A 19,961-nucleotide genomic window follows, 5' to 3' on the forward strand; every position below is an offset into this window, starting at 1 on the left:
AGCTGACAAAGCCATTCATCTAACGTTCATGTTGCTTTTGGCATGCTAGTACGATGAACAAGATGCCCCTCACGCTAATCCTTTCACGCTATTGGCAGCGCCTGACACGCATGCGCTTGCGCAAAGCGCTGCCTGTGAACGTCGTTGTCGCGGTGTTTGCCATTGCACTGGCCGGTAGTGCCATTGGTGATCAACACTGGGAAGCGTTGCACAGTGAAGTGCAGCGAGGCGATGTCGTGCCCTTAGAGTCTATTTTGGACTGGCTTGAGGCTAATTATATCGGCGAGGTAATAGAAGTAGAGATCGAGCGTGAGGATGGTCATGTAGAGTATGAGATCAAACTGCTGGGCGCTCAGAATCAAGTGGTTGAGTTTGAGTTTGATGGCCATAGTGGACAGTTAATGAAAATAGAAGGTGTGCGTATTAACGAGATGCGCCGCCAATAAGGTAGCTATTCATGAAGTGTTTACTGGTAGAGGACGACCAGGCGCTCGCCCGTGAGCTTATTCAAGCGCTACGGGAGGGTGATTGGCTGGTAGAGCATGCGGAAAATGGCCAGGAAGCAGATTTTCTAGTGCGCACGGAAGCCTATGACACGGTCATCCTTGATGTGGGGCTACCCGATGGTGAAGGCACGCGCTGGCTTTCTGCGTGGCGTGAAGACGGTATTGATCTGCCAGTGCTGATTTTAACGGCTCGCGAGCGCTGGGCTGATAAAGCGGCGGGCTTTACCGCAGGGGCCGATGACTATGTAACAAAACCCTTTGAACCTGCCGAGGTCATGTTTCGGCTGCGCGCCCTGGTGCGTCGTAGTCATGGCCATGCCCATCCCGTTCTAAAAGTGGGTGAGCTACGCCTGGATACCCATACCCAGCATGTCACGCTGGCGGGCAGGCCGGTTAGCATAACCGCCCAGGAAACGCGCCTACTCAGTTACTTAATGCATGCTGCCCCGCGCGTGGTTAGCCGCAGCGAGCTCTCAGAGCATGTTTATGACCGTGATCATGAGCCCGATTCCAACGTGATTGATGTTCAAGTGAGCCGGTTGCGGCGTAAATTAGGCGCATGGCGGATTGCCACGCTGCGTGGCCAGGGGTATCGCTTACTCGCTGAAGAGCCTTCCGGCGCATGAGGCCAGCTATTACCCGTTGGGCTCAGCGTTGGTCGACCCGTTCGATTACGTTGCGTCTTCTACTGGCAGCACTGCTAATGGTGTTGCTAGCGTTGCCAATGGCGGGTTGGCTGCTCACTCATCACTATCGTACGTCAGCAATTAATGCCTTTGATGAACGCCTGGAGACAACGCTGAACGTGATCATTGCGGGGGTTACCTTTGACCCGATTACCCAGCAGATAAGTTACGATCGATCACTGGGTGATCCGCGTTTTGAACAGGTTTATTCCGGCTGGTATTGGCAAATTACCGATCATGACCACCTTTCGGCAACGTCGCGCTCGCTGTGGGATCAGCGCCTACCGGTTGTCGATAATACAAACCTATCGGCTCGCACGTGGAGCGGCCCGCGAGGCCAGCAATTGCGAATTGTCGAGCGAGATATTTACCTTGCCCCGTTGGAAACCCCGCTGCATGTTAGCATTGCCGCCCGTGATGACGCGTTGCGAGAAGATATTCGACAGTTTCAACAAGCTTTATGGCTGGGGCTGGTGGGTCTGGGTGCGCTGCTGTTAGGTGTACTGGCGCTGCAGGTGCGCTGGGGATTGGCACCCCTGCGACGCATGAATGCCAATCTCCGGGACGTCGAGCAAGGGCGAGCTGAGCAGCTCGACACCCACTTACCGGATGAGCTGGCGATGCTAGCGGAGTCAATGAATGCCGTACTTATTCGTGACCAGCGTTTGATTGAACGAAGCCGCCATACCGCGGGCAACCTTGCCCATGCGTTAAAAACCCCGCTAAGCGTTATGCGATTACTGGTTAAGCAATTGCCCAGCGAAAGCCGCGCTCATTGGGAGGTTGAGCTTTCGCGCATCGACAATGCGGTGCGTCACCACTTAGCGCGGGCATCGGCTGCTGGCGAGGGGGCGCGTTTCGCCCCAATTGCCGTACAGGATACGTTGGCGGCGCTGATTACTGGGCTTACACGTCTGGCGCAGCGCCGTCATATTCGCCTGCAGCAACACATAGACAGCAGCGCGCGCGTCCATATGGATGGGCAGGATCTTCAGGAAATCGTCGGTAACCTGTTGGACAACGCACTTCGCTGGGCGGCAAGTGAGGTGAGCATTCGTTTGCAAACCGATGGCCAGTGGCTGTTGCTGCGAGTGAGCGATGATGGCCCAGGTATGTCCGCACAGGAGTGCCAGGCCGCCGTGCAGCGCGGGAAGCGTCTCGATGAACAACGTTCTGGTAGTGGGCTTGGGCTGGCCATCGTGACGGATCTTGTCGCGCTGTATCAAGGGCAAATGCACCTGCAACGTGCCCCGGCGGGTGGATTAGAGGTGGTTATTGAGTTACCTGTGGTTGCTCGGTAGTTACTATGCATGACTTAACCAAGAGACAATGACATGACGCAAATCGCCAAGACATTGCCGGACGTACTGGTGGGGCCGCTGCTGCGTCGCCTTTCGCCTTCGCGGCTAGTGCTGTGGCTAGTCGCTTCGCGTCCACTAACCATGCAGTTGGTGCTTTACCCTGAACAAGTGGGTGCCCAGACGCACCCATTGGATAAGTCGCATCAATGCGTGGCGGTTGGCCAGCACGCCTATATTCATTTTATTGACCTGAGCTTGCCGACCGCACTGCCCACCGATGAGCGAATTGACTACGATCTGCAGGTACAAGGTAACCAAGGCGAATGGCAACGCCTGCCGGATTGGGCGCCCTGGTTATGTCATGAGGACGAAGCGTATCCAGGCTTTGTGCTGGCCTCTCGGCATCACCGGTTGATGCACGGTTCGTGCCGTAAACCCCATCACAACAGCGCCGATGGCTTAGTACGGGCAGATACCTGGTTAGCCGAACGCCAATCAACCCCTGAAGAGTGGCCAGCCTGGCTGCTGATGACCGGTGACCAGGTCTATGTTGATGATGTTGCTGGCCCGATGCTGCGTGCCGTACACGCACTGATTGAGCGTTTAGGATTGGTAGATGAGCAGTTGGAAGGAGCCACGGTAGGTGACAGCCAAGCGTTATACGCCGCCCCCGAAAGCTATTATCACCGTGAAGCGTTGTTGCCGGATGTGACCAGTAACGCTGCGCTGCGTGAGCGTTTCTTTGGCGGCGTTAAAAAGCCCGTGTTTACCTCCGCAAATGCGCAAAACCACTTAGTGACACTGGCAGAAATGCTTGCCATGTACTGCCTGGTATGGTCCCCAACACCCTGGCAGCTCATTGCCGTTAAACCGCCAGAGTTGGGCGATAAAGAAACTGACGCTTACCAGCAAGAGCAGGCGGTGATTGACGACTTTGTGGCTGGGCTGCCCCGGTGCGCGCGGCTAATGGCCCACGTTCCCAGCCTGATGATCTTTGATGATCACGATGTCACCGATGACTGGAACCTGACGGCTGACTGGGAGCGTTGTGCCTACGGCCATCCATTTTCCAAGCGTATTATCGGCAATGCGTTAGTGGCTTATTTAGTGTGCCAGGGATGGGGCAATGCACCGGATAAGCTTAATCCGCTGTTGCTTCAAGCCTCAACGTTATTTGAAGAAGGTGGCTCGCTTAACGCGAGCTCCCAGGACAAATTCATCGAGCGATTACTGCGCTTTCAGGGTTGGGAGTACCAGGTGCCTGACACGCCTGCTCTTATCGTGCTGGATACGCGTACTCGCCGCTGGCGCAGCGAAAGAAATCCCAACCGTCCCTCGGGTTTAATGGACTGGGAGGCGCTGATGGAAATGCAGCAGGCGTTACTGGGCACTAAAAGCGCTGTTATCGTCTCGCCAGCTCCGATGTTCGGGGTCAAGCTCATCGAGATCATTCAAAAGCTGTTTACCTTGGTGGGCAAGCCGTTAGTGGTGGACGCTGAAAACTGGATGGCGCATCGCGGGGCGGCCAATGTGCTACTGCATATTTGGCGGCACTCAAAAACGCCGGGTAACTACGTGATTTTATCTGGCGACGTCCACTACTCATTTGCCTACGATATTGTTGTACGTCGGCAAAATCAGGCACCGCATCTTTGGCAAATTACCTCCAGTGGGATCAAAAATACGTTTCCCCAACAGCTGTTGAACACGTTTGACCGCTTGAACCGTTGGCTCTATGCGCCGTTTTCACCGCTCAACTGGTTCACTAAGCGCCGCAAGCTGAGTATTCACCCCCGCGATCCGGACCGGGCCAGCGCTGGAGAGCGGCTATGGAATGCCAGTGGGATTGGGCTGGTAAGCCTGGATGAACAGGGCCACCCAACGGATATTCGCCAGTTAGACGTCGATGGCGGTGATGTGGTGTTTCCACCGTCTGAGCTCCCGCGTTCTTAGTCCGCGGCCTGTCATACAAACGACATGGAAATGTCGCACGATTGCTATCCGAATGCTTTCCTGATGGCGCTTTAAAATCAGCTGGAGCTATAACACTCAAAGGAACAGGCGACGTTTGATAGGGCCGCAGGTATATGACCGCACAAGAAGCACAGTGGTTGAACCAGATTATTGCTACAGAAGAGCTGCAGGTGTTGTTTCAGCCCATTGTGAATGCCAATCAGCAGGCTATTTATGGCTATGAAGCGCTTATTCGTGGCCCGAAAACATCGCCGCTACACTTGCCATTACGCCTGTTTGAGGTGGCGACTCAAGCAGGCTTGTTAGTCGAGCTGGATTTACTGTGTCGACGGTTAGCGATTTACCGTTTTGCAGAACTTGAACTGCCCGGATTACTGTTTCTGAACGTGATGCCGCTGACGATTGTTGAGCGTGACTTCCGTGAAGGCTTAACGCTGAGTTTCATCCAAGAGAGTGGCCTGCCTCCAGAGCGGGTGGTCATCGAGCTGACTGAACATGTGCCTATTCATGATTACGAGCTGATGCGTCAAGCAGTGGCCCACTATCGCGACATGGGCTTTCAAGTGGCGTTAGATGACTTAGGCGCTGGCCATTCCAGTTTGCGCCATTGGTCTGAACTACGTCCTGATTTCGTCAAACTAGACCGCCACTTTATTTCTGGCATTGATCAAGAGCCTGCCAAGCGTGAGTTCTTACGCTCGATTCTCGATGTAGCACGCAGCTTAGACTGCCAACTAATTGCTGAGGGGATTGAGACTGCCGCCGAGCACCTCTGTCTGTGGGAGTTAGACCGAGGGTTGACGCTGCTTCAAGGGTTTTACTTTGCACGACCAAGCCTTCATCCGCCCTTGCAGCTACACATACTGCTACCGGCCACGACACAGCTAACAGGTCCAGCGGGGCGCACCGCCCACTCTATTTTACGTTCGATAAGCGCTGTGTCGCCAGCGTGCTCCGTGCCAGAGCTTGCTGAGCGCTTTCGTGATGTGACAAGCCTACGCTGCGTGGCGGTGGTAGAAGATGGCGTGCCGATAGCCGTGGTGCGCCGCAATGCGTTTTTAACGCTATTTACCAACCCCTATAGCCACGCGTTGTACGCAAAGCGTCGGGTGTTAGAGATTGCGGATCCTAAAATGCTAGTGGCCGACGCAGATTTGTCTCTTGAGGCGCTTAGCCAGCAGCTAACCGATAGCCGCGATATCGAGCAGGAAGATTTCGTGATTGTGGATAGTCGCGGTTGCTATCTGGGAATGGGGACGATAGTGGACCTATTGCGCGAAATTACCGCCATTCAGGTGCGTCAGGCTCGCCATGCCAACCCGCTTACCGGGTTGCCGGGTAATATCCTGATAAACGAAACGCTGGTTACTTATCTCGACCAGCACGAAGGGTTTGCGGCCGCCTATGTTGATTTAGATAATTTTAAAGCCTTTAACGATGCTTATGGCTATGCCCGTGGCGATCACGTGATTATTTCCTTATCACGTTTGCTTCAGGCGCAGGTAGAGAGCGCCGGCGGGTTTATCGGTCATATTGGTGGTGATGATTTTATGATGTTGCTTCCCCTAGAGCAGTGGGAGGGCGTTTGCCAGCAAATATTGCACTCTTTTGAAGTGATGGCCCCAGGGTTTTATGAAGATGTAGACCGTCAGCAAGGGGGAGTCCATATAGAAAACCGCCAGGGTGCGGTGACGTTTATTCCTTTTGTCAGTGTTTCTATTGCTGTTAAGCCGGTCACTGATACCACTCGCTGCAAGGCGCTAGACATTGCCGCCCAACTTTCCGAGTTAAAGCACCAAGCAAAAAAAATAGTGGGTAACAGTTTATTCGTAGAGCGTCGAGGGTGCTGTGTGGTGCCAACGTGGAGTAGGTAACAGTGAGTTTTACCCACTGAACTGTCGCTGAGCGGTCATGACCTTGTCATTTTAGTGTCCCTTCGCTGTCATGATTGGGCACCACCATAGCGGCATTGTTAAATAACCCGCTCAGGTGATGTATGCAACCTCTCTGTCTGTCTCAATCGTTTTCTCGTACGTTGATTAGCGCTGCTGTGGTTAGTGCGTTTGCGCTGGCAGCCGTTAACGCCTCCGCTGACCTCTCTTCGCGTTATGTTGATAATGATGGTGACATGGTTGCTGACGTACCCAGCGATGAGTCTCAGTGGGTTGATCCGGATACCTTAGTCTTTGCCTATACGCCGGTCGAAGACCCCGCTGTGTACGCCGATGTTTGGGCGGATTTTCTCGAACACTTAAGCGATGCCACCGGCAAGCGGGTACAGTTCTTCCCGGTTCAGTCCAACGCTGCTCAGCAGGAGGCACTGCGCGCAGGCCGCCTTCATGTGGCTGGTTTTAATACGGGTGGCGTACCGGTTGCCGTTAACTGTGGTGGTTTCCGCCCCTTTGCCATGATGGCTGCTGCAGACGGCAGCTTTGGCTATGAGATGGAGATCATCACTTATCCCGGTAGCGGCATTGAGTCGGTTGAAGATTTGGCAGGCAGCCAACTGGCATTTACCTCTGAAACGTCTAACTCTGGTTTCCGCGCGCCTTCTGCGCTACTGCGTTCCGAGTACGGTTTAGAGGCTGGTGAGGATTTCGAAACTGCGTTCTCCGGTTCCCACGACAACTCCATTTTAGGAGTGGTGAATAAAGACTACGAAGCTGCTGCCATTGCTAACTCTGTTGGCGCGCGGATGATCTCTCGTGGCGTTGTCAACGAAGGTGATTACGAGATTATCTACACCTCCGAAACGTTCCCCACCACCGCCTATGGGCTGGCCAATAACTTGAGCCCTGAGCTGGCCGAGAAAATTCAAGATGCTTTCTTCAGCTACGACTGGGAAGGCACTGCCCTTGAGACCGAGTTTGCCAACTCCGGCGAAGCGCAGTTTATCCCGATTACCTACCAGGAAAACTGGTCGGTCATTCGCACCATCGCCGATGCCAATGGCGTGACCTACGACTGCGATTAACACGTTAGTCGTTCTGGAACCCTATCGGCCAGGAAGGCAACTTTCTGGCCGAATTGCTATGTACCTGACTACTCGTAAATGAGGCACTCTCATGTTGACTCTTACCGGCGTTGGCAAACGTTACCCTACTGGGGATCGTGCGTTAACCGATATACAACTGACGCTACCTAAGGGCCAAGTGATGGCGCTGATTGGGCCATCCGGTGCAGGGAAAAGTACGCTGATTCGTTGCGTGAACCGCTTGGTAGAACCCACCCAAGGCAGTATTCGCCTGGAAGATGTAGAGCTGACCAAACTTTCGGGCAATCGTCTGCGCCACGCGCGCCGCTCCATGGGAATGATTTTTCAGGAGTATGCACTGGTTGACCGTTTAACCGTGATGGAGAACGTACTGTCTGGTCAGCTAGGTTATGTGGGGTTTTGGCGTAGTTTCTTGCGTCGTTACCCACAAGAAGCCGTGGCCGAAGCCTTTCGCTTGCTGGAACGAGTTGGTTTGCCACACGCCATTGATAAGCGTGCCGATGCGCTCTCCGGTGGCCAGCGCCAGCGGGTTGGTATTGCCCGTGCGCTGTTACAAAGCCCAAAGCTACTGTTGGTTGATGAACCCACCGCCAGTCTCGACCCGAAAACATCACGTCAGATCATGCGTCTGATTCGTGAACTATGCGCCGAGCGAGAGTTGGCCGCGATTATCAACATCCACGATGTCGCACTGGCTCAGCAGTTTGCTGACCGTATTGTGGGATTGCGGGCTGGGGAAATCGTCTTTGACGGGCAGCCTGGCGAGCTTACCAGCGAAATTCTGACGACTATCTATGGTGAAGAGGATTGGGATACCACTCCAGAACCTGCTGATGATGAAACTGAACAGAATGTGAAAGAGAGCGAAGAGCATCGCCCTTATGCTAGCTGTGAGCTGTCCCGCTTAGAAAGCCTGGCGAGTGGGGTCGCGCGATGAGCAGCACCAATGCACTGGCGCGCCAACAGGCTGCGCGTGAAGGGCACTGGCGGCGCTTACCACTGATTGATAACCCGCGTGTGCGTTGGGGACTGGTGCTAGGCGCGATTGCATATTTGGTACTGGCGCTTGCCTCTGTGGACGTTAATTGGGCACGCGTGGCGGAAGGAGCCGGACGCGCACTCAATTTTCTTGGTGCGTTTCTGCAGCCGGACTTCGTTAGCCGCCAGAGTGACATTATCGCGGGCCTGCTAGAAAGTCTGACCATGACGTTAACCTCTACGGTGATTGGCGTGTTATTGGCCATTCCTGTGGGGCTGGGGGCGGCGCGTAATATCTCGCCATTACCTATTTATGCCGTGTGCCGCGCGATTATTGCCGTGTCGCGCACCTTCCAAGAAATTATCATCGCCATTCTGTTTGTGGTGATGTTCGGCTTCGGGCCGTTTGCGGGCATGTTGACCCTGGCGTTTGCCACGATTGGTTTTATGGCCAAGCTGCTGGCAGAGGACATTGAAGATCTCGACTGGCGGCAGGTAGAGGCCGTACGCGCCACCGGGGCGAGCTGGTGGCAAACCATGAATCATGCCATTCAACCTCAGGTGATGCCGCGCTTAATTGGCCTCTCGATGTATCGACTGGATATCAACTTCCGTGAGTCGTCAGTGATTGGCATTGTCGGCGCTGGCGGTATCGGTGCCACTCTGAATACCTCGTTGAGCCGCTACGAGTACGGCACATCTGCTGCCATCCTGCTGATTATCATCGCTATTGTACTGATGAGTGAGTATGCCTCCAGCTATGTTCGCCGCTGGACACAGTAACGACGCGCCACTTGCCATAAGAGGAAACGATATGCCTGTTTCAACATCCCCCCAAGGGGCACCGCTTTGGCAGCGGCGCACTACCCGTGCCCAGTGGCTGCAATTCGCTGCCTGGCTTCTAGGCATCAGCCTGTTTCTACTATGTTGGAAAGTGATTTCTGATAACACGATGTGGGTGTTCGTTGAAGATGCTGGCCGCCAGGGCAGCGACTTAATCAGCCGTATGATGCCGCCGCGTTGGGAGTATGCCAATGTGCTGTGGAAGCCCATGTGGGATACCTTGAACATTGCCACGTTAGGGACGGCGCTAGGTATTGTCATGGCCTTTCCCGTGGCGTTTTTAGCGGCACGCAACACCACGCCACACCCACTGATACGCAGCTTGGCGCTCACTGTTATTGTTTCGTCTCGCTCTATCAACTCGCTGATTTGGGCCATGCTGTTGGTCACAATTCTTGGCCCTGGCGTCTTGGCGGGTATTATCGCCATTGCGCTGCGCTCCATTGGCTTTGTAGGCAAGCTGCTTTATGAAGCCATTGAAGAAATTCATCCAACCCCCGTTGAAGCGATTAGTGCCACCGGTGCCAGCCGCCTACAGGTGATGAACTACGCTGTGTTGCCTCAGGTAATGCCTGCCTTTGCGGGTATTAGCGTGTATCGCTGGGACATTAATATTCGTGAGTCTACCGTGCTGGGTCTGGTGGGGGCTGGTGGTATTGGTTTGCAGCTCAATGCCTCAATTAACAGCCTTGCCTGGAACCAAGTTAGCGTCATCTTTGTGATGATTTTTGCCACGGTGCTGGTGTCCGAGTGGGTCTCTGCCCGTGTGCGTCACGCAATCATCTAGTCAGCCTGTCGAGGAACAGAAACCATGCGCTTTCCAAATGCAGACATCACCACCATCGATATTATGCGCCATGGAGAGCCAGTCGGCGGGCGCATGTTACGTGGCAGCACCGACCACCCACTGAGTGAAACGGGCTGGAAGCAAGTGAGTGATGCCGTCATGCGCCACACGGTGGACGGCAAGCCACCTTACGATGCGATTGTTAGTTCGCCACTACTGCGTTGCCGCGAATTTGCGCTGTGGCTAGGCGAGGAGTTTGATGTACCTGTACAAGTTGATGATGACTTGGCTGAACTTCACTTGGGGCGCTGGGAAGGCAAAACGCATGCCCAGGTATTTGCCGATGAGGGCAGTGAGCCAATGAGCGCGTTTTGGTTTAACCCCTGCCAAGTCGCGCCCCCAGAAGGGGAAACATTGGCAGCGCTGGATGCTCGGGTTAGTGAATCCTGGCAGCGGCTGTTGGCTAATCCGCCCGGTAAGCACGTGTTGGTGGTGGCACATCTGTTTGTCTGCAATGCGCTGCTGCGCCAAGTGCTGGGGCAGCCGCTTGGTAACGGCTTAGTGATGGACTTGCCCTATGCTGCGATGAGCCGCCTGCGCCACGAGCACCATGCGCTGGGCGAAACCACCTTTGTTGAGTGGATAGGGCGTTAGTCACCGTGCGTTAGTAATAACAGCTTACGAATCAGTAGCGGGTAAGCTGCGCATAGGCCATGATATAAGCATTGCTAACGTGCTGAGCCGGAGCGATGTATGCCATTTATCCGTCTGTCCCCACTGTTAACGCTATTCGCGCTGCTGCTATTAGCAGGGTGTGCCAGCAAAGAGATCACGACTGCTCCCGCCTCAAATGATCAAGCGGGTATTTCGATGGAGCGCGCGCTGATTCTCTCTCATGCCCAGCAAGCGATTGGCACACCCTATCGCTTTGGCGGCAATACGCCGGAGGGGCTGGATTGTTCGGGGCTTGTGGAAATGACTTATCGCGCTGCGGGCATACGCGTGCCCCGCACTGCTAACGATCAGTTCCGCGCGCTGCCGCAGGTAGATACGCCACGTCCAGGTGATTTACTGTTCTTTGGAGATGGTGCCAAAGCCACACACGTAGGCATTTATGGCGGGAACCGGCAAATGATCCACGCACCTGGCAGCGGTCGAGCCGTGGTCAGCGTGCCACTGGATGTCGATTACTGGAATCAGCGCTTTTTAGGGGCTGCTTCGCCAGCACCCTAAGCGACATTAATAGGGTGAGTAATTGCAATTCAATGTAGGAAAGCCAACGGATCAGGCTGCCTGCTCATCAGGTGTTGTGGTCACTTCTTCTGTGTCTGTAGTAGCTCCCCCTGCGCTTCGTGCAGCATTCATTTCGCTCTGCTCGCGAGCGGCTTCCAGTTTGGCTTCCAATAAATACTGTCTTGCCTGAGCGGCCACCTGTATATCTTTAGAAGAAGGCTCTGCCGGCGCCAACGCTGCCGCGATGACCGTTTGCATCTTTTCAATAGTCGCCGTGGGGTTGCCTGGTACGGGGCCGTAGTCAATGGGAACTTCGCCCGCAACAGCATAGCGTTTGCCGTCTGGCCCAACTTCGTACTCATAGCTGGCACCGCCGGTGTAGGGGCCGCCTACCGTCTGGTGGGCCATTTCATGCTGGCGAACTTCCCGGTCAGTTTGCTTAAGCTGTTCTAAAAGCTGGATCTCCTCCGGTGCTAGCGGCGTACCGTCGGGGCGCGTAGGGCCGGTCGTTTCGCGACTGGCGGATGAGTCCGCCTCTTCACTGGCTTGTGCAGTCTCTGAGGCGTGAGCCTTCTGTTCTTCCGACGCCATCCGATTAGCCTGTGTACTGCTTACCTTAGGCTGCGGTAACGCATATGAAGAAACAAAGGGGGGTAGGGTAGAAAGATCCATAAGCAATTACCGAAGGATAAGCTGTTTGCGTTAGCATAGAGCATCTATGTAGAAATCGCAGCACGTCATTGTCGTGCCTAAAACGACCGCTTAGCTATTGTTTGGTTAATCATTCGCATGCCCATCATCGATGTTGTTATTCATCTGTCAAAAAGTGAGTGTCTTGCGCATTACGAAGAACGTTACTCGAACGTGCGAGCGCGCAGCGTTGATGGCCGCTGGGTCATTTTTCCTGCTGAAGCGCTGCGCCGCGTAGTAGGACAAGAGGGCGTTCATGGCGTTTATCGATTGGAATTTTCTGACCAGAGTCGTTTTATCAACATTCAGCCTCTCTCAACGAGTTGACTTGGCATATGCACTATAGCGATGCAAATCTAACGCTCCATGAACTCATTTATGCCGTTATACCCAATCTAAATAGAGCCGAAAAATTAGTGCTCAATACGCTGGAGAGCCTAATCGAAGTGGCAGAAAACCCATTGGATGTCGTTAAGCGTAACGAACAAAGACATGCTTTCTCGCTAGAAGTGCATCGTGTGCGTATCAATATAGAACACCTTTTGGAACGCTATCGTTCTGATGTGGATAGGGTTTTGCGCTCCGGAGGGGAAGTGAAAGGGCCTGTCGTGGTACCTGATGCCCTAGAGGCCGATGCAATTCGCAGCGCCATTGATATTTACTTACACGTTAGGTCTTTTCAGCGTGGTGAACGTCGTCAGCCACTACCAGGCCACTAGTTATCACCTTATCGCCACTCCTTGTCATCACATGGCATCATCATTGCCTGTATAATGCGAGTACTGCTTTTGGGGTTACCCACCTGAAGGCCGACAGCTTGCCTACCCGGCAATTCGCTGTGACCACATTAGGAGATATATCATGTCTGCCTCACCTGTCACGTTAATGGTAGCCCGTCGAGTGGCGAGCGGCCGTTACCACGATTTTAACCGTTGGTTGAACGAAGGCCGCGACTTGGCGGCTGACTTTCCCGGTTATCTGGGGTCCGGTGTCTTGGCACCACCCAATAGCGATGACGAATATCAAATCATTTTCCGCTTTAGTAGCAGTGATACGTTAACAGCCTGGGAGCACTCGGCTTCACGGAATGCATGGCTACAGCGAGGTAAGGGGCTGTATGACGCACCGCATGAGCACCGTGCCACCGGTCTAGATGCTTGGTTTCAGTCTAGCTCGGGCACGACGCCTCCGCGTTGGAAACAAGCCATCGCCGTATGGTTGGCTTTTTTCCCCATTTCACTGCTGTTTAACTGGCTATTTGGCAGTGCCTTAGCGGACTGGCCCATGGTGCCCCGTGTTCTGGTCAGTACGATGATGTTGACGCCTGTCATGGTGTTTTTATTTATTCCACTTTCAACACGCCTACTTGCCCCTTGGTTGGAAGGGAAATGGTCGCCATTAGATATATTGTCACGTTGGCGTCATGAGCATAGAACGTAGTACAGAATGGATGGGAGCATATCTATATTATTAAAATGAGTTAAAACATGGGCTTAATTTTATCTAATAACATCTTAAGCCATGCTCTTTGGGTTTCTTTAACAACGTGAATAATTGCTAAACTTCATGGGGTTAAACGCTGCAATAGTGCTAAGCTAAATACGCTTGCAGCAAAAGGATAACTGACATTGGTGCAATGCTAGCGTACCAAGTCGCCCCATGGAGTCGTTATGATCCGCGTTCACCATCTCGAAAAATCCCGTTCCCACCGTATTTTATGGCTTCTGGAAACGCTTGGCCTTGATTATGATATTGAGGTTTATCAGCGTGATCCTAATACTCAGCTAGCCCCGGAATCACTTAAAAAAATCCACCCGCTGGGTAAGTCGCCAGTGATTACCGACGGTGAGCTGACCGTAGCAGAGTCAGGGGCAATTATTGATTATCTCGTCAACTGCTATGGTAATACCAAAGATCAGCTCCTTGAGGAAAACCGTAATGAGTGGGTAAATTATCGCTACTGGCTCCACTATGCAGAAGGTTCGTTAATGCCGCTGTTAGTGATGGGGCTGGTCTTTAGCCAACTGCCTAAGCAGTCTCCGTGGCTGATTAAGCCGTTAGCAAAAGGAATTAGCTCAACGGTGCAGCAGCGATTTATCCAGCCCCAACTTAAACAACATCTAACCATTATTGAATCGCACCTACACAAACGAAGTAATTTTGCGGGTGACTGGCCGAGTGGGGCCGATATACAAATGAGTTTTCCGCTACAGGCCGTTGCCGCGACACAATCGTTGTCAGCGTATCCGGCTATCGCAGCATTTGTGGCGCGTATTGAAAGTGATCCTGCCTGGCAACGGGTTGTTGAGCGCGCTGGCCCCCTTACCATGCCCGGTGGGTAGGTTTATCTATGTTCCAGACGTTGAGCTGTTGCGGACCTCGCTCATCTTCTACTCAAAAGGGGGCGTTGTGCGTTCTAGCCCACGTTATGTCAGGAACATTACTGCTAGCTGGATGTTTAGCAACAACTCCCGTATCGGCTGAGACACTGACCGTTGGTGTGTACCACAATCCGCCAAAACTCTTCGCTGACGATGAAGGTCGCCCTCGAGGCGTGCTAGGCGACCTTTTGCAAGCGATTGCCAAAGAAGAGCAGTGGCAGCTTGAAAGTCTTCAATGTGACTTTCAACACTGTCTTACCCTGTTAGAGCAAGGGGACATTGACTTACTACCTGATGTTGCCTGGAGTGAAGAGCGTGCTCAGCGTATCGCGTTTCATGAAGAGCCGGTGATGCATAGTTGGTCACAGCTTTACCAGCGTGAAGGGGCTAAGGTCAGCGCTATTTTTGATCTTGAGCAGCAGCGTGTGGCCGTGGTATCAGGGTCCGTTCAGCAAAGTTATTTGGCGGCGGTAACCGAGCGTTTTGATATCAACGTCACTTGGCTGCCCGTGAGTAGTTTCGCTAGAGGGTTTCAGGCAGTTGCGGATGATGAGGCAGATCTTGTGGCTGCCAATCATCTATTTGGCGACTGGCGGGCTCACGATTATGGATTGAGTGATACGCCTGTTATTTTTCAGCCAGCGAGGCTGTTCTATGCCGCATCCCCACAACTTCCTGATGAGATACTTAGTCGTATTGATGATGTTCTACGTCGATGGAAGCAGGATAAAGGCTCTGCTTATTATGAAACGTTAGGTGCATGGCGAGCTATGACAGGACCATCCCAATTGATTCCCACGTGGGTATGGTGGGGGATTAGCTTGCTTATTTTACTGCTTATTACAGCGCTCTTAGGCAATGTGCTACTTAAACGCCGTATGAAACTTAGTCGAGAACAGTTAAATACCCATGAAGTGCTATTAGCGACTATTTTAGATAGTGTAGATGCATATATCTATATTAAGTCCTCCTCGCTGAAGTACCGTTACGTTAATCGTCGAATGAGTGAGCTTTTTAATCGGCCAATAGAGGCTATTGTTGGAAAGTATGATGATGATTTTTTTAATTCCGAAAGTGCCAAAGCAATAAAAAAAGTAGATCAAAATATTTTAGATTCAGGGAAGAAGGTCACGATTGAAGAGCATAATATGCTGCAGGGTGAGGAGCATGTACGCACTTTTCTATCAATTAAGATGCCATTAACTACGGCGCCAGGTGAAGCGCCTTGCTTATGTGGTATTTCTACGGAGTTAACTGAGTATCTGGAAATGCAATCTAAAACCCATCGTCTGGCGTTTTATGATGCATTGACTGGCCTTCCGAATCGTCGGCGCCTCATGGAGTTATTAGCCGATGTCACGGATCAGAATAATTGCACAACAAACTTCAGCGCAATTTTTATTGTTGATTTAGATAATTTTAGACTGGTGAATGACATTCAGGGCCACGAGAGTGGCGATCAATTACTGATTAATGTCGCCGAAAGTTTGCAACTACACTTGCCTCAGGAGGCAACCGTTGCCCGCTTTAGTAGCGATGAGTTTGTCGTACTGTTAAATACATTAGGTGAACAGCAAGGTAAAGCAACGCACAAGGCTGAGCGCCTTGCAAGGCAGCTCTTAGAAGCGGTTGCTAAGCTGCGTAACGACCGGGCTCTGCCGATTACCGCCAGCATTGGCATTTCACTGTTTAAGTGTTTGGGGTTGAGTGTGAACAGTGTTTTACAACAAGCAGACATGGCGCTACAACAAGCCAAAGCGGCTGGCGGTAATTCGTTGCGCTTTTTTAATATGGAGATGCAAACCAGTGTGCTGGAGAGGGCTAGACTTGAGGGGGATCTGCATCAAGCCTTAGAGCGCAACGAGCTTTCGCTACATTACCAAGTGCAGGTCAACCATCAAGGCGTCACTACTGGCGTTGAGGCCTTATTACGCTGGTACCACCCTCAGCGTGGCTGGGTATCGCCAGCCACCTTTATTCCCCTTGCGGAAGAAACCGGGTTGATTCTACCTATTGGGCACTGGGTGTTGAAATTAGCCTGTGAACAATTAGCAAAATGGGCGCAGCAACCTGCATATGCAGCACTCACTATCTCCGTTAACGTGAGTTCGGTGCAGTTCCAGCAACCCGGGTTCGTACGCGATGTAGAAAGCTTGTTAGCACTAACCCAGGCACCGCCGAGTCGCTTGGTGTTGGAAGTGACAGAAAGTCTATTAATGAGCGAACCCACGCGAGTACGTAGCACCATGTTAAAGCTTCGTTCCCAAGGTATTCGCTTCGCGCTGGATGACTTTGGCACGGGTTACTCGTCGCTGAGCTACCTGAAACGCTTACCGTTGGACGAGCTAAAGATCGATCAGTCGTTTATTCGCGAATTATTAACGGACAAAACCGATGCGGCGATTGTGGATACCACGATTCTTTTAGCGGTCAGTCTCGGTTTAACCGTAGTGGCTGAAGGCGTCGAGAAAAAAGAGCAGTTTGATTGGCTTAAAGGACATGGATGTTACCGCTATCAGGGCTATTTATTTGGCCGCCCGACGCCAATTGAGTATTTATTCGAGGCGTACTAAAAAGCCCGCGCAGCACTTGTTAGCGCGTGACGCGGGCTTGAACTGATGTCAACGTTTGTTAACCAAAGACGGCGAAGCTACTGGCGTTAAGCCACATATGCACAATGATACTGGCGACGTAGCCTAGAAAAATAGCCGGTGCCCAGCGTAGGTGGCCCATAAAGGTATAAGCGCCACGCGCTTGCCCCATCACGGCAACCCCTGCTGCGGAGCCAATTGAGAGCAAGCTGCCCCCTACACCGGCCGTCAACGTAATCAGTAGCCAATGCCCGTGGGACATTTCTGGCTCCATCGTCAGGACTGCGAACATTACCGGAATGTTATCGACTACCGCTGACACAACCCCCAAGACAATATTGGCCCAGGTGGCGTTCCAACCGGTGTAAAGCGCTTCGGAAAGCAGTCCAAGGTAGCCCATAAAGCCAAGGCCGCCTACGCACATAACCACCCCGTAGAAGAACAGCAGCGTGTCCCACTCGGCGCGGGCGACACGATTGAAAACATCAAACGGCACCACGCCACCTAACTGCTCGAGCTTTTTATTATCGCCTTGGCGGCTATAGCGTTCACGCTTGCGTTCCAGCGAGCGAGGCAGGCTGCGACGTAGGTAATAGCCGAAAAACTGTAGGTAGCCAAGACCCGTCATCATGCCGAGTACAGGCGGCAAGTGCAGCAGCGTATGGCACAGTACAGCGGTGGCAATAGTGATCAAAAACAGCGCAATGATTCGCCGTGCACCGCGTTTGAGCCATACATCTTCATAAACGCTGCTGGGCTTCTGATCCTTAATAAATATACTCATGATGACTGCAGGAATCAGGAAGTTTACCAAGGAAGGTAGGAAGAGGATGAAAAACTCCTGGAACTGGATAATACCTGCTTGCCAGACCATTAGCGTGGTGATATCGCCGAAGGGGCTAAAGGCACCACCGGCATTGGCGGCTACCACAACGTTGATACAGGCGAGATTGATGAAGCGTTTATCTCCTTCAGCAACCTTGGTGATAACGGCACACATTAGTAGCGCTGTGGTTAAGTTATCGGCAATGGGAGAGAGCACAAAGGCAAGGCCGCCCGTTAACCAGAATAGCTGGCGGTAGCTAAAGCCTTTGCGCAGCATCCACGAGCGAAGGGCGTCAAATACACGGCGCTCCTCCATGGCGTTGATATACGTCATGGCAACCAACAGGAACAGCATTAGCTCGGTGAACTCCAAAAGTGTCACACGAAACGCATGCTCTGACGTATCGGACATGCCATTTTGGACGTACACCCAGCCAATGAGTCCCCAAATGATACCGGCAGCAACCAGCACCGGTTTAGACTTACGCATGTGGATCTTCTCTTCTGCCATTACTAAGGCATAGGCAAGCACGAAGATCGCTACGGCAAAAAATCCGACGGTTGAGGAGGTTAAGTCGATATCTCCAGTCACTGCAAAAGCGGAAGGACTCATGCATAATAATAAGGCTGCTAACAAAAAAGGCCAGCAACGAGAAACTCGGAGCTGGCCAGGGTCATTATGTAACGTCGGCATGGCGTATTTATCCTTATATTGGTTAAAAGGTAGGGGGAATAAGCGGCGTTAGTTTAACAAGTTATATTGCATTGCAATACGGAATTAAACCGAATGAAATGCTTTGATAAGCAAGTTATTACGTCTTTTTTTTGGAAATTATCCGTTTAGCTAATAGTAATATGGCCAAATAAATGTAAAGAGTTTAATCATAAATCAGATAAACATAATAGATTTACGATATTTGTTGGTCTCCGTCGCTTTGTAGGTATATTTGCTGCTTGTGGGTCGATCTTCAGGCGATAATAAAATTGAGCAACATGCGCGACCATATTGATGGCTGCGTTGGTATGGTTGATCATTATGTCGCGTCTAAAGGCTTGGAATTTAGCCTTTGTCATCGCTTTCAGTCAATAAAAACGAGGCCACACAGCTGGCCGTTGGACACGTTAAGGAACTCATATGCACCACTCCATTCGCTCCCTTTATCGCACGTTAGGCGTCTCGGCTGCCACGCTTGCCCTTGCCGCTGCTGCAATGACAGCACAAGCAGAAACACGGGTTACCTATAAATCAGCATCGGCGGGAACCGCCTATTACCAGATGGGTGTTGAACTCTCTGAGGCAGTGCGCCAAGGCACTGACGATGCCATTATCCTGACATTAGAAGAAAGCCAGGGCTCAGTGCAGAACGTGATGGAGGTGATGGCTCGGCAAGGTAACTATGTATTCACTACGCCGCCAGCCTTAGTTGAACAGGCTATGGCTGGGGAAGGAGCTTTTGCCGAGCGTCAGCATCCTCGCTTCCAAGAAATTCGCGGCCTATTTCCTATTCCCTCTATCACCATGCATTTTGTGATCGCAGGCGATGGCGGTGTGACCGATATGGCTGCGCTTGAAGATAAGCACATCTTAATCGGCCGAGGTACTTTTGGCGCTCGGGAAGCTACTCGGTATCTAGAGCTGTTTGGGCTGGAAGAGAAAGTGCGTGTTGCTGACGCTTCTATTGGAAGTGGGCCAGATGCGTTAAAAAATGGTCAGATTGATGCCTTTGTGACGGCCAGCTCCTTCCCAACCCCGAATGTTATTGAAACGGCTGCCAGCATGCCAATCACCCTGGTTAGCTTTAGCGATGAGCAGATAGCGCAAACAGGCGCTGCTCGCCAGACGATTCCTGGTGGCACGTACCCAGGCGTGGATGAGGATGTGCAAACCACGTCGCTGCCGGTCATCGCTTATACAACTTCACAAATGGATGACGAGACCGCGTATGCTCTGACAAAAACCTTCTGGGAGCGTCGCGATGCCATGGCTGAAGAAACGGCTTGGTGGAGCAGTATCTCGCCCGATATGCTGAGTAATATGACCGGTACGCTGCACCCCGGTGCACTGCGTTATTATGAAGAAGCAGGAGTCGATGTGCCTGACGCTCTTCGATAGAGGCTGCCTTAGCAGCGTTTTTTTGGCACTGATAATACGCAACGGTCTGTAAGCCGTT

19 protein-coding genes are annotated in these 19,961 nt (G+C 52.4%); 17 read left to right on the top strand and 2 right to left on the bottom strand.

Going from position 1 to position 19,961, the window contains the following annotated elements; genetic code table 11:
* Window positions 1–110 precede the first annotated feature (110 nt).
* The 11 genes from NDQ72_01635 (at window position 111) to NDQ72_01685 (ending at window position 11,303) form a co-directional block, all read left to right on the top strand.
* Window positions 111–446, top strand: a complete 336-nt coding sequence (locus tag NDQ72_01635) for a hypothetical protein (protein ID WKD30328.1) — start codon at window positions 111–113, stop codon at window positions 444–446.
* An 11-nt stretch (window positions 447–457) separates the two neighbouring features.
* Entirely contained in the window at window positions 458–1,132 is a 675-nt protein-coding gene (locus tag NDQ72_01640; GenBank protein WKD28675.1) for a response regulator transcription factor, read from the top strand.
* Window positions 1,129–2,493, top strand: a complete 1,365-nt coding sequence (locus NDQ72_01645) for a HAMP domain-containing histidine kinase (GenBank protein WKD28676.1) — start codon at window positions 1,129–1,131, stop codon at window positions 2,491–2,493. The genes NDQ72_01640 and NDQ72_01645 overlap by 4 nt, the downstream gene beginning before the upstream one ends.
* A gap of 33 nt (window positions 2,494–2,526) precedes the next feature.
* The gene (locus NDQ72_01650; GenBank protein ID WKD28677.1) at window positions 2,527–4,446 is read left to right on the top strand and encodes an alkaline phosphatase D family protein; all 1,920 of its coding nucleotides are present in this window, start codon (window positions 2,527–2,529) and stop codon (window positions 4,444–4,446) included.
* A gap of 134 nt (window positions 4,447–4,580) precedes the next feature.
* Window positions 4,581–6,341, top strand: coding sequence for an EAL and GGDEF domain-containing protein (locus tag NDQ72_01655; protein ID WKD28678.1), 1,761 nt, complete (start codon window positions 4,581–4,583; stop codon window positions 6,339–6,341).
* Between the two features lie 122 nt (window positions 6,342–6,463).
* Complete coding sequence (gene phnD / locus NDQ72_01660) at window positions 6,464–7,441, top strand: phosphate/phosphite/phosphonate ABC transporter substrate-binding protein (protein ID WKD28679.1); 978 nt, start codon at window positions 6,464–6,466, stop codon at window positions 7,439–7,441.
* Between the two features lie 91 nt (window positions 7,442–7,532).
* A complete protein-coding gene (phnC, locus tag NDQ72_01665; GenBank protein ID WKD28680.1) occupies window positions 7,533–8,399 on the top strand; it encodes a phosphonate ABC transporter ATP-binding protein in 867 nt (288 codons plus the stop codon).
* On the top strand, window positions 8,396–9,223 hold the full coding sequence (phnE, locus tag NDQ72_01670; protein WKD28681.1) for a phosphonate ABC transporter, permease protein PhnE: 828 nt from the start codon (window positions 8,396–8,398) through the stop codon (window positions 9,221–9,223). Before phnC ends, phnE (NDQ72_01670) begins: the two co-directional genes overlap by 4 nt.
* Before the next feature lie 31 nt (window positions 9,224–9,254).
* Entirely contained in the window at window positions 9,255–10,070 is an 816-nt protein-coding gene (gene phnE / locus NDQ72_01675; GenBank protein WKD28682.1) for a phosphonate ABC transporter, permease protein PhnE, read from the top strand.
* A gap of 24 nt (window positions 10,071–10,094) precedes the next feature.
* Complete coding sequence (locus tag NDQ72_01680; protein WKD28683.1) at window positions 10,095–10,724, top strand: histidine phosphatase family protein; 630 nt, start codon at window positions 10,095–10,097, stop codon at window positions 10,722–10,724.
* Window positions 10,725–10,823: 99 nt separating this feature from the next.
* Window positions 10,824–11,303: a C40 family peptidase gene (locus NDQ72_01685; protein WKD28684.1), complete on the top strand. Its 480-nt coding sequence runs from the start codon at window positions 10,824–10,826 to the stop codon at window positions 11,301–11,303.
* A 51-nt stretch (window positions 11,304–11,354) separates the two neighbouring features.
* Here the strand turns inward: NDQ72_01685 and NDQ72_01690 are convergent, their stop codons facing one another.
* Entirely contained in the window at window positions 11,355–11,894 is a 540-nt protein-coding gene (locus NDQ72_01690) for a hypothetical protein (protein ID WKD28685.1), read from the bottom strand.
* A gap of 198 nt (window positions 11,895–12,092) precedes the next feature.
* On the opposite strand from NDQ72_01690, the gene NDQ72_01695 reads away from it, so the two are divergent.
* From NDQ72_01695 to NDQ72_01715, 5 genes are all read left to right on the top strand, one after another.
* The gene (locus tag NDQ72_01695) at window positions 12,093–12,320 is read left to right on the top strand and encodes a DUF2835 domain-containing protein (GenBank protein WKD28686.1); all 228 of its coding nucleotides are present in this window, start codon (window positions 12,093–12,095) and stop codon (window positions 12,318–12,320) included.
* Between the two features lie 8 nt (window positions 12,321–12,328).
* Window positions 12,329–12,712 (top strand): hypothetical protein, encoded by a 384-nt coding sequence (locus NDQ72_01700; GenBank protein WKD28687.1) that lies wholly within the window; start codon window positions 12,329–12,331, stop codon window positions 12,710–12,712.
* Between the two features lie 142 nt (window positions 12,713–12,854).
* Complete coding sequence (locus NDQ72_01705; protein ID WKD28688.1) at window positions 12,855–13,433, top strand: antibiotic biosynthesis monooxygenase; 579 nt, start codon at window positions 12,855–12,857, stop codon at window positions 13,431–13,433.
* A 230-nt stretch (window positions 13,434–13,663) separates the two neighbouring features.
* Window positions 13,664–14,335, top strand: coding sequence for a glutathione S-transferase (locus tag NDQ72_01710; protein WKD28689.1), 672 nt, complete (start codon window positions 13,664–13,666; stop codon window positions 14,333–14,335).
* 86 nt (window positions 14,336–14,421) lie between these two features.
* Window positions 14,422–16,947: an EAL domain-containing protein gene (locus NDQ72_01715; GenBank protein WKD28690.1), complete on the top strand. Its 2,526-nt coding sequence runs from the start codon at window positions 14,422–14,424 to the stop codon at window positions 16,945–16,947.
* 58 nt (window positions 16,948–17,005) lie between these two features.
* Here NDQ72_01715 and nhaD read toward each other — a convergent pair whose 3' ends face one another.
* Complete coding sequence (gene nhaD, locus NDQ72_01720; protein WKD28691.1) at window positions 17,006–18,484, bottom strand: sodium:proton antiporter NhaD; 1,479 nt, start codon at window positions 18,482–18,484, stop codon at window positions 17,006–17,008.
* A gap of 441 nt (window positions 18,485–18,925) precedes the next feature.
* Here nhaD and NDQ72_01725 point away from each other — a divergent pair, with 441 nt between their 5' ends.
* A complete protein-coding gene (locus NDQ72_01725; GenBank protein ID WKD28692.1) occupies window positions 18,926–19,903 on the top strand; it encodes a TAXI family TRAP transporter solute-binding subunit in 978 nt (325 codons plus the stop codon).
* The last annotated feature ends 58 nt before the right edge of the window (window positions 19,904–19,961 follow it).

The sequence above is a fragment of the Halomonas sp. KG2 genome (assembly GCA_030440445.1).
Lineage (GTDB): Bacteria > Pseudomonadota > Gammaproteobacteria > Pseudomonadales > Halomonadaceae > Vreelandella.

Bases quoted from the DNA above. Each gene is read 5' to 3' on its own strand.
- NDQ72_01655 (WKD28678.1), top strand. From the start codon at position 4,581: ATGACCGCACAAGAAGCACAGTGGTTGAACCAGATTATTGCTACAGAA.
- phnC (WKD28680.1), top strand. From the start codon at position 7,533: ATGTTGACTCTTACCGGCGTTGGCAAACGTTACCCTACTGGGGATCGT.
- NDQ72_01645 (WKD28676.1), top strand. From the start codon at position 1,129: ATGAGGCCAGCTATTACCCGTTGGGCTCAGCGTTGGTCGACCCGTTCG.
- NDQ72_01700 (WKD28687.1), top strand. From the start codon at position 12,329: ATGCACTATAGCGATGCAAATCTAACGCTCCATGAACTCATTTATGCC.
- NDQ72_01650 (WKD28677.1), top strand. From the start codon at position 2,527: ATGACGCAAATCGCCAAGACATTGCCGGACGTACTGGTGGGGCCGCTG.
- NDQ72_01690 (WKD28685.1), bottom strand. From the start codon at position 11,894: ATGGCGTCGGAAGAACAGAAGGCTCACGCCTCAGAGACTGCACAAGCC.
- NDQ72_01695 (WKD28686.1), top strand. From the start codon at position 12,093: ATGCCCATCATCGATGTTGTTATTCATCTGTCAAAAAGTGAGTGTCTT.
- phnE (WKD28682.1), top strand. From the start codon at position 9,255: ATGCCTGTTTCAACATCCCCCCAAGGGGCACCGCTTTGGCAGCGGCGC.
- phnD (WKD28679.1), top strand. From the start codon at position 6,464: ATGCAACCTCTCTGTCTGTCTCAATCGTTTTCTCGTACGTTGATTAGC.
- NDQ72_01705 (WKD28688.1), top strand. From the start codon at position 12,855: ATGTCTGCCTCACCTGTCACGTTAATGGTAGCCCGTCGAGTGGCGAGC.
- NDQ72_01715 (WKD28690.1), top strand. From the start codon at position 14,422: ATGTCAGGAACATTACTGCTAGCTGGATGTTTAGCAACAACTCCCGTA.
- NDQ72_01635 (WKD30328.1), top strand. From the start codon at position 111: ATGCGCTTGCGCAAAGCGCTGCCTGTGAACGTCGTTGTCGCGGTGTTT.
- phnE (WKD28681.1), top strand. From the start codon at position 8,396: ATGAGCAGCACCAATGCACTGGCGCGCCAACAGGCTGCGCGTGAAGGG.
- NDQ72_01710 (WKD28689.1), top strand. From the start codon at position 13,664: ATGATCCGCGTTCACCATCTCGAAAAATCCCGTTCCCACCGTATTTTA.
- NDQ72_01680 (WKD28683.1), top strand. From the start codon at position 10,095: ATGCGCTTTCCAAATGCAGACATCACCACCATCGATATTATGCGCCAT.
- NDQ72_01640 (WKD28675.1), top strand. From the start codon at position 458: ATGAAGTGTTTACTGGTAGAGGACGACCAGGCGCTCGCCCGTGAGCTT.
- NDQ72_01725 (WKD28692.1), top strand. From the start codon at position 18,926: ATGCACCACTCCATTCGCTCCCTTTATCGCACGTTAGGCGTCTCGGCT.
- nhaD (WKD28691.1), bottom strand. From the start codon at position 18,484: ATGCCGACGTTACATAATGACCCTGGCCAGCTCCGAGTTTCTCGTTGC.
- NDQ72_01685 (WKD28684.1), top strand. From the start codon at position 10,824: ATGCCATTTATCCGTCTGTCCCCACTGTTAACGCTATTCGCGCTGCTG.